General features: G+C 63.2%; 12 protein-coding genes. All 12 read right to left on the bottom strand.

Translation table 11 applies throughout. From position 1 onward, the window contains the following. Positions 1–96: 96 nt before the first annotated feature. Positions 97–270 carry a hypothetical protein gene (locus Q319_RS27070; RefSeq protein WP_156039293.1) on the bottom strand — a complete coding sequence of 58 codons (174 nt, stop codon included), beginning with the start codon at positions 268–270 and terminating at the stop codon, positions 97–99. A 60-nt stretch (positions 271–330) separates the two neighbouring features. After that, the gene (locus tag Q319_RS0110830; protein ID WP_029482506.1) at positions 331–1,350 is read right to left on the bottom strand and encodes an NADP-dependent oxidoreductase; all 1,020 of its coding nucleotides are present in this window, start codon (positions 1,348–1,350) and stop codon (positions 331–333) included. 61 nt (positions 1,351–1,411) lie between these two features. Next, positions 1,412–2,668: a cation:proton antiporter gene (locus Q319_RS0110825; protein ID WP_029482505.1), complete on the bottom strand. Its 1,257-nt coding sequence runs from the start codon at positions 2,666–2,668 to the stop codon at positions 1,412–1,414. A 70-nt stretch (positions 2,669–2,738) separates the two neighbouring features. Continuing rightward, on the bottom strand, positions 2,739–3,212 hold the full coding sequence (locus Q319_RS0110820; RefSeq protein WP_211252348.1) for a DUF6979 family protein: 474 nt from the start codon (positions 3,210–3,212) through the stop codon (positions 2,739–2,741). Next, positions 3,163–3,558: a DUF7662 domain-containing protein gene (locus Q319_RS27065; protein ID WP_156039291.1), complete on the bottom strand. Its 396-nt coding sequence runs from the start codon at positions 3,556–3,558 to the stop codon at positions 3,163–3,165. The genes Q319_RS0110820 and Q319_RS27065 overlap by 50 nt, the downstream gene beginning before the upstream one ends. 107 nt (positions 3,559–3,665) lie before the next feature. Then, positions 3,666–4,502 carry a WecB/TagA/CpsF family glycosyltransferase gene (locus Q319_RS0110810; protein ID WP_245619122.1) on the bottom strand — a complete coding sequence of 279 codons (837 nt, stop codon included), beginning with the start codon at positions 4,500–4,502 and terminating at the stop codon, positions 3,666–3,668. 3 nt (positions 4,503–4,505) lie between these two features. Beyond that, positions 4,506–6,035, bottom strand: a complete 1,530-nt coding sequence (locus tag Q319_RS0110805; protein WP_081845989.1) for an O-antigen ligase family protein — start codon at positions 6,033–6,035, stop codon at positions 4,506–4,508. Positions 6,036–6,326: 291 nt separating this feature from the next. Next, entirely contained in the window at positions 6,327–7,502 is a 1,176-nt protein-coding gene (locus Q319_RS28660) for a hypothetical protein (protein ID WP_245619120.1), read from the bottom strand. A gap of 214 nt (positions 7,503–7,716) precedes the next feature. After that, positions 7,717–10,680, bottom strand: a complete 2,964-nt coding sequence (gene alaS, locus Q319_RS0110795; RefSeq protein WP_029482497.1) for an alanine--tRNA ligase — start codon at positions 10,678–10,680, stop codon at positions 7,717–7,719. 322 nt (positions 10,681–11,002) lie between these two features. Next, positions 11,003–12,457, bottom strand: coding sequence for a hypothetical protein (locus Q319_RS0110790; RefSeq protein ID WP_245619118.1), 1,455 nt, complete (start codon positions 12,455–12,457; stop codon positions 11,003–11,005). A 5-nt stretch (positions 12,458–12,462) separates the two neighbouring features. Next, complete coding sequence (locus Q319_RS0110785; protein WP_029482494.1) at positions 12,463–13,158, bottom strand: VWA domain-containing protein; 696 nt, start codon at positions 13,156–13,158, stop codon at positions 12,463–12,465. Between the two features lie 69 nt (positions 13,159–13,227). Next, on the bottom strand, positions 13,228–13,541 hold a 314-nt coding region (locus tag Q319_RS27885; protein ID WP_211252347.1), incomplete at its 5' end, for a hypothetical protein.

Raw genomic sequence — 13,541 nt, 5'->3', positions numbered from 1 at the left:
TTCTCGCCAATGTTCATGATCCGGGACTGAGGCGAGAAGGTGAGGGGGATGTCAATTGCGGGGTGGTGATTCGTCGGGATGCCCATTCGTACGGGGTTACTTCTCGCGCCTTGTTACGGCCTCAGCCACCGCACTGCGCTTCACGGCGTATCCCGCAACGCGCAGACTTCCGGTGATGCTCTCGACCAACCGTTCCTGACCCCTGGCCACTGTGAACCGCGCCGCCGCCAACTGCTTCTGGAGTGTGCTGGACATTTTCTTCCTGGGCATCTTTCAAATTTAATCCCCCCAGCCAACACAGCCGAGGGGATACCGTCAAGCCTTTCAAGCCTACAGCTTGACCACCATTTTCCCGGTGTTCTGGCCGTCCAGCAGGCCCATGAACGCGCCGGGCATGCCGTCGATGCCTTCCATCACAGTTTCGTCGTAGTGCAGTTGGCCGGACGCGATCCAGCCGCCGACCTCCTGCACGAACTGGGAGTACAGGTGGCTGTAGCTGCTGACGATAAAGCCTTTGAGGGTCAATTGCTTGCCAATCGCCAGCGCCAGATTGCGCGGGGCGCTGGGGGCCTCGGTGGCGTTGTACTGGCTGATCGCCCCGCACAGCGCCGCCCGCCCGAAGGGATTGAAGGCGAACAGTGCCGCTTCCAGATGGTCCCCGCCCACATTGTCGAAGTACACGTCGATGCCGTCCGGCGCGGCCTCGCGCAGCAGTTTGGTCACTGAGCCGCCCTTGTAGTCGAAGGCGTCGTCGAAGCCCAGTTTCTCAGTCAGGTGCGCCACCTTCTCGGCGGACCCGGCGCTGCCGATCACGCGAGATGCGCCCTTCAACCGGGCAATCTGGCCCACGGCGCTTCCCACTGCGCCCGCCGCGCCCGACACGAACACCACGTCGCCCTCCTTGAAGGCGGCGACGTCCAGCAGGCCCGCGTAGGCGGTCAGGCCGGGCATGCCCAGAATGCCCAGGTAGGCGCTGGGCGAGACGCCGTCCATCGCGTCCACCTTGCGCGCCGCCTTGGCGGGCAGCATTGCGTGGGTGCGCCAGCCCTGATCGTGCAGCACCAGATCGCCCACGCTCAGGCCGTCTGCACCCGAGGCCATGACCTCGCCCACTGCGCCGCCGGTCATGGTCTCGTTCAGCGCGAAAGGGGGCGTGTAGGACTTGGTATCGTTCATGCGCCCGCGCATGTAGGGATCGACGCTCAGGAACAGGTTGCGGACCAGCACCTCGCCGTCACCGGGCTGGCCCAGTTCGCGGTCCACCAGCGCGAAGTCGCTGTTTTTGGGCGCACCCTGGGGCCGGGCGGCCAGTTGAACCTCGCGGGACATCGTCTTTTCTGAACTTGTCATGTGGGTATTGAGCTGCCTGTGGGCAGTCATCAATGTGAGATGGAATGCAATAGCATTGGCTTCACGCGTCCGGGCTGGCCTCGGCGGCCCGGCGCACCAGCGGCAGGATGGTCAACCCCTGCACGGCAATCGTGAACAGCACGATGGCGTAGGTGGCGGTCACGACGTGCGTGCGGTACGGGCTGGCGGGCAGGCTCAGGGCCAGACTGATGGCGATGCCGCCGCGCAGGCCGCCCCAGGTCAGCAGCCGCACGGTGTAGGCCCCGTAGCCCTCGCGGGCACGCACCAGCATGAAGGGCAGCGCCACGCTGATCCAGCGGGCGGCCAGGGCCACCATGATCAGCACGGCGCTGGCGATCAGTTGCGCTCCGGTGGTGCGGGTCAGCAGCACGTCCAGCCCGATAAAGGCAAACAGCAGGATGTTCAGGACCTGATCGATGGTTTCCCAGAAGCTTTCCACCAATGCGCCCGTTTCATCGCTGAAGACCGCGTGCCGGTTGGCCGAGATCACCAGTCCGGCCACCACCATTGCCAGCGGCCCGCTGATCTCCATCGCGGCGGCGGCGACGTAACCGCCCACCACCAGCGCCAGCGTGACCAGGATTTCCACGGCGTGCTGGTTGATGCTACTCAGCAGGCGGTAGCCCAGCACCCCCAGCGCGGCCCCGAACAGCAGGCCGCCCCCTGCCTCGCGCAGAAACAGGATCAGGATTTCCAGCGCTCCCACGCCGCCATCGTGCCGCCCGCCGATGCCCGCGATTCCGGCCAGGGCCAGGAAAATGACCACGCCCACGCCGTCGTTGAACAGGCTTTCCCCGGCGATCAGGGTTTCGATCTTGGCCGGAACTTTGGCCCGCTTCAGCAGGTCCAGCACCGCCACCGGATCGGTGGGACTGATCAGCGCCCCGAACAGCAGCGCCCAGATCAGCGGCACGTCCAGCCCCACCAGACCGAAGACAAAGTAGGCCGCGAAGCCGATCAGAAAGGTGCTGATCAATGTGCTGAGAAAGGCCAGTATCAGGATGCTGTCACGCTGACGCAGGAGTTGCCGGGCGTCCAGACTCAGCGCCCCGGCGAACAGCAGCACGGCCAGAATGCCGTTCAGCACGAAATTGGTGAAGTTCAGCGTTTGCAGCAGGCCCGCCGCCCAGCCGCGCACGCCGGGAATCAGGTGCAGTGCGTCCAGCCCGATCAGGACGGCGCTCGCCAGCGCCCCGGCCAGCGTGACGCCCACGGTGGTGGGAAAGTGGAGATAGCGCTCGTCCAGGTAGGCCAGCAGCGCCGTGACGCACAGCAGCGTGGCGAAGGCGGTCAGCATGGGCTTAATGGTAGAGCGGCGGGGAGAAGTGACCCTGCCGCTGTTTGATCGCGTGCCGGGCTGTGACAGGTCAGTGTGAGGCTGTCCCTGCTGCCGGAAGAAAAGCGTCTTGTTGGATCAGTGCAGTCATAACATCCAGCACGCCATTCTGACTTTTACGGGAGATGCCACGCTCAGCAGCGACAGCCTGCCACCATAGAGCCTTGCGGTCCAGCAACGAGGGATCAGCCACATACAGGCGGTAAGCACATAAGGCATGGCGGGCGTTTTCCCTCATCGGCCTGTCAGATGACGCAGTGAATCCACGGACGTAGCCATGCTCGGCCAGACCCACGAACGCCGCCTTCGGACAGCCCTTGCCTCTGCTGGACGCTGTGCCGATGCCCTGTGCGCCCAGGATCTGCACGGAGTTCTCCCAGGCTTGCGCAGGAGGGACAGCGTGGGTCAGGGCCAATTCGGTCAGATGTGAATACAGTGTCATGACATTTCTCCTTTCACTTACTTTTTTGAAATACAAGGGTTTCCCTGGCAAGGTCAAGCTCACTGGTTTTCCAGCCCACCGCCAGCCACGCAGTTGCCTGTGAGTGACTATCTGTATTCGCCCACCACGCTGCATGTTTTCTGGCCGAAGGCTTGAGTGCTTCCCCCAGAATGTCTTCAATCTGCGAGAAGGTCAGAGGAACGGGGGCGGCGTCCTGTTCATGCAGATACTTTGCAAGCCCCCGATATTTGGGCGAAACGGGCGTGAAGTCAAAATCCTGCGGAAGCGGCATAGTGGCGGGAAAAACCGCTTGATTGAGCTGCTGTACCAGCTTTCCTGCGACTTCGGGCGAAACCAGATACTGTAATTCCTGCTCACCATCTGAGATTCGTATACTTACTTTTTTCATACTGAATTAAAACATATTTTATATCTCAAGTCAATAATTCGGCGGCACCCTGGGTTCTCCCCTGTACCGCCGAAACGCATCCTGCTCTGAATTGTGCCGCCCAGCCCTCAGCCTCTGCTCGCTGTCCGTCCCCGGTCAATCACTTTCTGGCCCAGCAGTTGCAGCATGAACTTGCCCACGAAACGGGGGTTGTGCTTGGCATAACGTTTCCACAGGCGGCGCGGTTCCATGATCAGGCGGAACAGCCACTCCAGCCCCAGCTTCTGCATGGCGGCGGGGGCTTGCCTGACCCGCCCGGAATGGAAGTCGAACGCGGCCCCCATACCCAGCAGCACGGCGTCCAGGCGGCCTGTGTGGGCGGCCATCCAGCGCTCCTGCTTGGGGCAGCCGATGCCCACGAACACGATCCTGGCCCCCGAATCGGCGATCTGCTGCGTGTACAGCGCGTCTTCCTCAGGGGTAGGGGGGCGGAAGGGCGGGGCGATCAGACAGGCGATCTCGATGCCCGGATAGTGCGAGTGCAGGAAAACGACGAATTCCTCCAGGCTCTCGGGCGTGCCGCCGTACAGGGCGATGGGCACGCCCTCACGGGCGGCGGCCTCGCAGACATGCAGCATCAGGGTGGGGCCGTAGACGCGCTCGGCCTGGGGTACGCCCAGCGCCTTTAAAGCCCACACCAGCGGCACGCCGTCAGAGGTCACCAGATCGGCCCCGTTGACCACGTCCCGGAATTCGGCGCTGTCGCTGGTCTCCATGACCATGTGGACGTTGGAGGCACAGACATAGCGCCCCTGCCCCGAACGTGCCCAGTCCATCACACGCGCCGTGGCGTCCGCATAGGTGGTGACGTCCACCCGCATCCCCAGAATCGAGCGGGAGATCAGGGTGGGGGAGGGTGGGATGGAAACGGCAGGGCGCAGATCGGGTGAGGTGGGAAAAGACATCGTTCAGGACTCCTTGAGTGCGGTGGGAACAGGCAGAGCGGAAGGTGAGGCGGGAGAGTCAGACCGTGCGAACTGGCGGCGCTGGGTTTCCAGGGCAGCCAGCCCGAAGCCGAACAGGCACCAGAACCAGATGCCGCCCTGTGGGCCTTCCAGATACACGTCGAAGGAGGCGTTGACCAGGAAGGCTGCCCAGTACGCAAAGATCCACAGGTTCAGATTGGCCCACAGCGTGTTCCGGGCGGCGCGTGCGCGGGCGGAGGCGCGCAGCAGGCAAACGCCGAAGGCCAGTTGCAGCGCCGTCCAGGCCAGGAAGCCCGGCACCCCGGAGCGGGCCAGGAAGGTCATGTGGCCGTTGTGCGGGTTTCTCAGTGAGTGGTCCTCGTACACCTGATACCCGTCGGAGTCGGCCAGATTGATGCCGTAGCCCTTGCCGGTCCAGAAATAGGGGCCGTAGACGGTGTAGTCCACGATGTCGTTCCACCAGTTCAGCCGCCAAGTACGGGTGCCCTCGCGTACGTCCGAGCCGGAGTCCCCGGCGATGCTCTGGACATTCAGGAGCAGGGCCTCGGCAGAGATGTCACGCTGGCCGCCCAGATTGACCTTGAAGTTGGTGGCGATCAGCAGGGTCAGCAGCACGGCCACCAGATACACCGGACGGCCCCAGCCGCTGCGGGGGCGCAGCAGGACGATGAACGCCCCACTGGCGACGATGGCCAGCGTCGCGGCGCGGCTCTCAGAGGTGGCCAGGATGCCCAGCAGGATCAGGCCCCACCACAGCCATTCGTGCCAGCTCCGGCGGCGCTCCGGCGGTGTAAAGCGGTGGTGCAGGCCCAGCAACAAAAAGGCCACGATGCCCGCCAGATGCACGCCGATGTCTCCACCCTTGGGATACAGCAGCGGGGTATCGCTACCCGGCCACGCGGGAATGACCTTCTCGAACAGCTTGAAGACGATGAAGCTCAGGGGTGCAGCGGCCAGGAACCACGGAATGAGGCGGGCGTACTGCGCCGTGACCCGTTCCAGCCAGCCCAGGCGCAGCAGCAGCCCCGCCACGATCAGCGCGAAAGCCGCATAGAGCCAGGTCACGCCGTCGCGCAGCGCATCGATTTTGTAGAGTCCGATGTACGGCACGGTATTGATCAGGCCGATGAACAGGAACACGCCCAGCAGCGCCAGCAGGCCCCGGTAGTGGCGGACGCCCACCGTGCCGACCCGCCACAGCGCCAGCAACCCCAGGCCCAGTGCCATCTCGCCCACGAATAGCGGCGGCACACCGATATACGAGTAGCCCTTGCCCAGAAAGGCGTAGCCGATCAGCGAAACGCCGATGAATCCCAGGGCAAACTGCGAAAGTCGGCTCCACACGCGCGCCAGCCCGGCCAGCAGGACCATCAGGGCGGTCAGGCCACCGGCCAGCAGCGGCTGCACACTGGCCAGGACGCCCACCAGCAGCGCGGCCAGCAGCAGCGCCAGCCACACCGCCCAGCCGGTGCGCGGCAGCTCACCCCTGGCCCCGGAAGACCGCAGCGGCATGGACTTCACAGGTCAGTCCCGGTCATTTTTCCCACGAAGGGACGCGGGCGCAGGGAAACCGCCAGAATCCGTGCGCCCTGAAAGTGTTGGGGCTGAGGGGTGTCAGCCGAGCTGAAAGCAGGCCGATTTCGGGCGGGGAACAGCGTGGACGGACGGCTTGCAGACATACTTCTCCCAGAAGAGGGAACGGACCCGGCCCGAACCTCGTGACATGACGGAATGTAGATGTCAGGCCGCTAATAAAAAATAAACGGGCGGCCTGACTCTGCGCTTCTCCTGGCCAGAGGCGGTTTACCTGGAAACTGGTCCCACCGTGATTCTGGCCGACTTCAATTTGGCCAGCCAGCGGGTGTATTCCTGGCGTTCCATCGTCAGGGTGATGCGGCCAGGGAGGATTCTGTTGGCACGGCATTTGCCCGGTTCGCAGTCGGGAAACCAGATGGGATTCTGGGCCTCGCGGCCCTTGAGAGGATTGCCCCAGGCCACCAGATTGTCGCGCACCGTGATGTTGAAAAAGGTCTTCCTGGCCTTGTCGCCGCCCGCGTCCCACACGTACAGGCCGACATTCTGGGCAGGAATGGGTGCCCCGCTGGGCAAGTATCCGCTGGCGATGATGCGGTTGTTGTAGACCTCGATATCGTGACCGGCAGACACGGCGATCCCGTTGTTGGACGTGGCCACGACCTGGTTTCTGTAGACCAGCACGTGGCCAGCCGCCTCGGCCACAGTCCTGGCGCTGCCGTCGCCCGCGTTGATGCCGCCGCCCGCGTAGGTGCTGACCCGTGGGTTGACGGCATACGCCCCCTGAATGTAGTTGTCGTGGATCTTGATCCGGCTGCTGGGCACGCCGCTGGACAGATACATGTTGATGTTTTCCTCGGGGCGGCTCTTGCCCGGCTGGTTGATGACCTGATTCCAGGCGATCTCTGCGCCGCTGATCTTGCGGACTGCGTTGAACTGCACGAACTGCACCAGCCGGTATTCCTTGTCCGAGTAGCGGCCCTTGCCCACGCTGTAGCGCCCGTCGATATTCAGGGCTTTGTTGCGCAGGATCTTGATGGTTTCCCCCAGCTTCGCCCGCCCCTTGTAGGCCCGCAGGTAAATCCCCGAGGTCCCGATCATCTCGTTGTTCTCCAGCACGATGTTCCTGAATTCCTCGGCGGCCAGGAAACGGCCCGGATAGCGGTATTCCTTGAGGGGCCGGTCTGGATTGAGCGCCACGCCCCTGGTGTTGCGGACCGTCAGGTTGGCGCTGGTGAACGCGGTGTAGATCAGCGTGCCCTTGCTCTGGATGTTGGACCGCTCGATGATGACCTTCTGGCTGGTGGCCACGGTCACGGCGGGCACTTTGGGGTCCAGGCTTTGCCAGTTGCCCCGGTAGGTGCCGCCCTTGCGGATCACGATGGGCTTGTCGTATTTGATCGTCTGGGCTTCGCCCACAGGACTGACGATCAGAAGGCACAGCATCACAGAAGATAGAAGGCGGAAACCTGGGCGCATGAAGGCCCACTATAGGTCAGTCAGGTTAGCGGAAGGCCAATCTGATCAACCAGGGGTCAGTCTGGTGAGCTGAAGGACGATGGCCCTGCCGCTGACCTGACCGCGTTGCGCGCCGCACCCGTCAGTCGTGGTCAACTCCTGCATGGAGGCGGTGAACCGGAGCTGAGGCTGAAAGATAAACTCAGAACGCTGTATCCAACGCCAACAGAGCCGCCCCCGCATCCGTAATCCCCGCCTGCGCCATATCCGGGCGGCCCCCGCCTTTGCCGCCGCCCGCCGCCGCCAGCTTGCCCACCAGTTGCCCGGCGTGCGCCCCTCGTGCCACAGCGTCCTTGGTGGCCTTCACAACCAGACCTTTATCCCCGGCGATGACGACAATATCGGCCTCACTTTGATCCAGCAGCTTGTCGGCAGCGCCGCGCAATTCGTTGCCCTCAATGCCGCTCAGTTTTAGGGACGCCACCTTGAAGCCGCCCAGTTCGCGCACCGGGGAAGCCGCGCCGCTGCCGCCGCCCATCTGGGCCTCGGCCAGTTGACGGCGCACCGCCACCATTTCCTTCTCAGCCGCTTTGACCTGAATTTGCAGGCCAGCCACACGTCCCTCCAGACCGTCGGGATTGGTGTTGAGCATGGCGGACACGCGGGCCATCTGTTGCAGGCGTTCGCGCAGCCATTCGGTTGCGGCCTCGCCCGCCAAAGCCTCAATGCGGCGGACCCCAGCGGCCACGTTCTCGTCGCTGAGAAGGACGAACGCGCCGATGTCCCCGGTGCGCGAGACATGCGCGCCGCCGCAGAGTTCCATGCTCGCCACGGCCTGTCCCTCGTAGGACACGTCGCCGCCCACCCGGACCACGCGCACGGTGTCGCCGTATTTCTCGCCGAACAGTGCGGTTGCGCCTGCCGCCCGCGCCTCGGCAATCGGCATTTCCTGCCACGTCACGGGGAAGTTGGCGCTGACCCAGCGGGACACCAGCCGCTCCACATCCGCGATTTCATCCACCGTCATGGCCGCGCCGTGCGAGAAGTCAAAGCGCAGACGGTCCGGCGCAACCAGGGACCCGGCCTGCCGCACCCCCGAACCCAGTACCGCCCGCAGTGCCGCATGCAGCAGGTGCGTGGCCGTGTGGTGCCGCTGCGTCGCGTGCCGCTCGCCCGAAACCACGCCGCGCACGCTCTGGCCGGGTTTCAGCTCGCCGGATTCAACCGCCACGTCATGCAGGAACACGCCGCCGGGGGTTTTGCGGGTGTCGCGCACCATGCCCGCGCCGCCCTCCCATTCCAGGCGTCCGGTGTCGCCCACCTCGCCGCCGCCTTCCGCGTAGAAAGGCGTCTGGGACAGCACCACGGTTGCCTCGTCGCCTGCACTCAGGTGTTCAATGCGTTCGCCGCCCACCATCAGGGCCAGCACCTTGCCGTCGGCCTCCAGATCGTCATAGCCGACAAACTGGGTCTGGGGCAGGTCTTCCAGCGCTTCCTGCGCGCCAAACAGTTCGGACTTGCCGTACTTGCTGCCCGCCCGCGCGATGTTCTGGGCGTTTTCCAGGCTCTCGGCGTACCCGGCCTCGTCCACGCTGACACCGTATTCCTCAGCAATTTCCTTGGTCAGATCGACGGGAAAGCCGTAGGTGTCGTAGAGAATGAAAGCTTCCTCGCCAGAGAGGAGCATCGGGGCTTCTCTATTTACTGGTTTGACTTCCATCTGTGGACTCATCTGAGAATCGAAGTGCATAAAACGAATGCCCCCTTCGATTTCTCTCCTCTTGATATCTTGCTCTTCAAAATTTGTTAGAAGATTTTCGAGTCTCCCATCGAGTATTTTGTTTAGTAATCGCCAGTCTTCTGAGCTAGTATTGTAATAATATTGAATGGTGTGTGTGTTGGTTCCACTGCCATAAAGATCGTTCTTAAATTCCTCTGTGGCCTCATTGATTTCAGGATCTGCAATTTTCCTGAAAATAAGTGCTGATATAGACTGATTGACCCGCTGAATCCCGCCTTCCAAAGTCTTCAAAAACCGCTCTTCCTCGCTTTTAATCATCGCCTCAACCCGCGCCTGTTCCGTCCGCAGTTCGGGGTAGGCGTCGCCCATGCTCTCCACCACCAGTGGCACCAGCCTGTACAGCGTCGGCTCGCGCAGGCCCAGCAGGTAGGCGTGGCGGCTGGCGCGGCGCAGAATCTTGCGGATCACGTAGCCGCTCCCGGTGTTGCCGGGCGTGCTGCCGTCTGCAATGACCATGCTGACGCTGCGGACATGCTCGGCCACGACGCGGTGCGAGACGTTCTGCGGCCCCTCGTAGGCGTGACCGCTCAGCTCGGCCACCCTGGCGACAATCGGGCCGAAGACATCGTTGCTGTAAAAGTCATACACGTCCTGCACGACGGTGGCAATCCGCTCCAGACCCATGCCCGTATCAATGTTCTTGAAGGGCAGGTCAATCAGCGTCGGCGTGCCGTCTGCCCCCGGTTCCTGGCGGTCATATTGCGGGAAGACGTTGTTCCAGATTTCCAGAAAGCGGGCGCTCTCGCGGGTGTCGGCGTATTCGGCCCAGGTGTCGTCTCCGTACTTCGGTCCCCGGTCATAGAAAATCTCGCTGCATGGGCCACAGGGACCGTTCGGGCCTTCCTTCGGCGCGTCGGCGGGCCAGAAGTTCTCGTCGGCCCCGAAGCGCAGGACGTGGTCTGCGGGCAGGCCAATTTCCTTCGTCCAGATGTCATACGCTTCCTCGTCGTCCTCGTAAATGGTGGCGTACAGCTTGGAGCCGTCCAGGCCCATCCATTCCGGGTCAGTCAGAAATTCCCAGGCCCAGGTCAGCGATTCGCGCTTGAAGTAGTCGCCGAAGCTGAAGTTGCCCAGCATTTCCAGCAGCGAGCAGTGCCGCAGCGTGCGCCCCACGTTCTCAATGTCGCCGACGCGCAGGCATTTCTGGGCGGTGGTCACGCGCTTGTTTGCGCCCTGCTCAAAGCGGGCGGGCGCGCCCATGAATTGCGCCTTGAACGGCTGCATCCCCGCCACCGTGAACAGCGTCGTGGGATCAGGGGAGATCGTGCTGGCGCTGGGCAGGCGCAGGTGGCCCTTGCTCTCAAAAAAACTGAGGAACTTCTCGCGAATCTCGGCGGTGGTCAGAGTGGGGGATGGAGCAGTCATGCGGGCGAGTTTAGCGCGGGTGCCGGGGTGGAAAGGAGCGCGGAAAGTCCAGGGTAGCGCCTTCTGCTGGAAGAGCTGGCAGCCTGATCAATAAGAGCTTTTAGCCCCGCCCCCCTTGCGGGGGAGGCTGGGAGGGGGGAAATATGGCAAGTTGCCTGGCCCCTCAGAAAAAAATGGGGGCCATCAGGAAACGAGTTTCTGGGATGCCATGCCCGCCTGACCCCCTCTGCTTCGCAGCTTTGCAAGTCCCCAGCCCTCTCGTACCGAGCTGTACCAGTCCCCCATGAAGAGGGAGGGAGCAAAAAGCCCTACATTTCACTCCCTACAAGAACCCAAATCCCCGTCGCGTCTGCGGGTGCTTGGCCCCGGTCAAATCCTGTGCGAAGGCTTCCAGGGCGTCCTGCACGGCCCTCGCCTCGCGCACCAGATCGGCGGCGATGCTCTGCACCTGCCCGTCGCGTTCCTGTTCCCAGTGGTTGAGGACGCGCTCGTTCAGGCGGGCGTGGTCCGGGCTGGTCACGTCGCGCGGGGGGGCCAGGCGGTCACGGGCCATCTCCAGATAGGTGACGTGATCGGTGGCGCGGGCGGCGTCGGCGTAACGGCCTTCCACCTTCAGTTCGGCCACCTTGCTTGCCAGCCGTTCGCGCTCCAGCAGAATGCGGGCGCGTTCGCGGCCCTGAATGAGTGCCGCGCCCGCCGCCATGCTGACCAGCGCGAGGGTAAAGACCAGCAGGGACCAGTGTTGCGGCTCCGTCGGCGTATCGGAGGCGGCACTCAGATCAGTTAATTGCCCCTGCTGCGCGGCGTTGGCGGCAATCTGCTGGGTCACGCGCAGGATGCCGTCCCAGTTCAGGTAACCTTCCACGCCCAGATACAGCGCGGTCACGGCCACGATGCCGCCCAGGTACGCGATAGGCCGCGCCATGCCCTGGGTGCGCGTCGCCAATTTGGCGCGGTACGCCAGCTCGTCCACCAGCCACAGCAGCAGCACGCTGAACATGATCCCGGCGGTCAGCGCGATGACGGTCATGTACAGCCGACTTTCCGGGTTGAACAGCAGATTGATGCTCACGCCGCTGATGATGCCCACAAAGAATTTGCTGAACACGGCAAACGCATTGAAGACCTTCTTGCTGCCCGAACGGCCCTCCGGTGGACGCAGGGCGTGGCCCTCGCGCGCCAGTTCGGCCAGCGCCTGCTCGTGGTAAAAGCCCTCGGCGCTGTTCACATCAGGGCGCACTCCGTGGCGGGTCAGCGCCTCAAAACGGCCCTGGCGGGCGGCCTCAATCTCCTCGGTGGCCTTCAGGTATTCGCGCTCCACATCGCCGCTGGCCACGTTCATGAAATTCAGGTGGTCCTGCTGCCGTGCCCAGGAGCCGCGCACGCCCACGCCGGTTTCGGCCAGCACGCGGTCCAGCGTCGTCCGGGCCGCGTCGTAATTGATGCGGTACTGGTCCACGTTCAGCCGCAATATTCTCGCCCGTGAGGTCAGGGCGCTGCGGGCCGCCTCATCTGGGACCAGTTGCAACTCGCCCCTCAAATCGTCCAGCAATTCCGAGAACTGCTCCGGCCTCAGCACCGGCAGGAATTGCTCGGCGCTCAGCGCTTCCGGGCGCGGTAGGGCAGCGGCGTAACTGGAGAGGTCAAAGGCTCCGGGGTCCGTGGGGCCGCTGGCCCCGTCTGAAGGCTTAGGGGTCTGAGGGGCTGAAGACTCAGGCGAGGTCAGCTCTGGCTCTCTCTTGGAGAGGTGGATTTCAACCGTTCTGTCGGTGGTCACTGGCTCTACCTCCTGGCTTTTTTCACGGCGTCGGCGAAGGTGGGGTAGACGTTGTTCAGGTCATACGCGCCCGCCGTCAGCACCCGCGCGTCGTTGCCCGCCTTGCCCAGCGCGTTCACGAAACCGTCGCGGATGGAGTTACCGTTCTTGTCCTTTTCTGGACTCAGGCCCGCGAAGAAGAGCTGGCGCGTGTCCTTGCGGCCCAGCAGCTTGTCAAAAATAATTCCCAGCTTGCCCCGCGCCGGGTCATCCAGCAGCGCCCCATCGGTGAACATCACGATCACGTCGCCCGTGCCTGCGGTTCTGGCGGTCAGCTCGTTCGCCTTGCTCAGCCCGGCGGTAATCGCGCTGCCCCGCCCGGTACACGGCTGCGTCAGTGCGCCCGTGTAGCGCAGGATGTCGGCCTTGCCCATCCGCGCGCCATTTTTGGAGGCGAATTTGAAGTCGGCCACCGTCTGCACGCCCTCGCAGATGCGGAGCAGGGTGAGCGTGTCCCCTGAACGCACCTGATTGAGCATGATGCTCTGCGACAGCAATCTGGCCTGTTCGGCGTACTTGTAGGCGGGATTCTTGCTGCTGCCCGTCATATCGGCGGCGATCACGAAATGCAGCGGCGGCGTACTCAGCCCCAGAACTGTCCCGGCGCTCATGGGCGCGGGCGTCAGCAGGGGCAACAGGAAAAGAAAGGGGAGGGGGGACATGGGGGAACTCCTTCGGAGGGTCTAAGGGTCAAAAAGTCTGAGGGTCTAAGTTCGACTTTGTCCATTTTTTCAGGCGGCGCTGAGAGAAATCTCAGCGCCGCCTGAAACCATTTGGAGATGTTCAAAGTCCCAAAATGGTTCACCGATGTTATCGCCCCTTTTGCCGAGATGTTTACCCAGCCCACCTGGATCACTGCTCAAACCTTGCTTGTCGGGTCCATCCTTGCCACCCGCAAGCGCACCATCTCTGCCCTCCTGACCTTGCTCGGCCTGAGTGATGAAACCGGATTCTCCAGATTCCATCACTTTCTCAGCCGGGCCATCTGGTTTCCATTGCAGGGCAGCCGCATTCTCTTGAGTCAATTGCTGGAAGCCTTTGTTCC

This window comes from Deinococcus marmoris DSM 12784 (assembly GCF_000701405.1).
Classification (GTDB): domain Bacteria; phylum Deinococcota; class Deinococci; order Deinococcales; family Deinococcaceae; genus Deinococcus; species Deinococcus marmoris.
This window is presented reverse-complemented; position numbering and strand designations above follow the sequence as displayed.

Bases quoted from the DNA above. Each gene is read 5' to 3' on its own strand.
- Q319_RS27070 (WP_156039293.1), bottom strand. From the start codon at position 270: ATGCCCAGGAAGAAAATGTCCAGCACACTCCAGAAGCAGTTGGCGGCG.
- Q319_RS0110830 (WP_029482506.1), bottom strand. From the start codon at position 1,350: ATGACAAGTTCAGAAAAGACGATGTCCCGCGAGGTTCAACTGGCCGCC.
- Q319_RS0110825 (WP_029482505.1), bottom strand. From the start codon at position 2,668: ATGCTGACCGCCTTCGCCACGCTGCTGTGCGTCACGGCGCTGCTGGCC.
- Q319_RS27065 (WP_156039291.1), bottom strand. From the start codon at position 3,558: ATGAAAAAAGTAAGTATACGAATCTCAGATGGTGAGCAGGAATTACAG.
- Q319_RS0110810 (WP_245619122.1), bottom strand. From the start codon at position 4,502: ATGTCTTTTCCCACCTCACCCGATCTGCGCCCTGCCGTTTCCATCCCA.
- Q319_RS0110805 (WP_081845989.1), bottom strand. From the start codon at position 6,035: ATGCCGCTGCGGTCTTCCGGGGCCAGGGGTGAGCTGCCGCGCACCGGC.
- Q319_RS28660 (WP_245619120.1), bottom strand. From the start codon at position 7,502: ATGCTGTGCCTTCTGATCGTCAGTCCTGTGGGCGAAGCCCAGACGATC.
- alaS (WP_029482497.1), bottom strand. From the start codon at position 10,680: ATGACTGCTCCATCCCCCACTCTGACCACCGCCGAGATTCGCGAGAAG.
- Q319_RS0110785 (WP_029482494.1), bottom strand. From the start codon at position 13,158: ATGTCCCCCCTCCCCTTTCTTTTCCTGTTGCCCCTGCTGACGCCCGCG.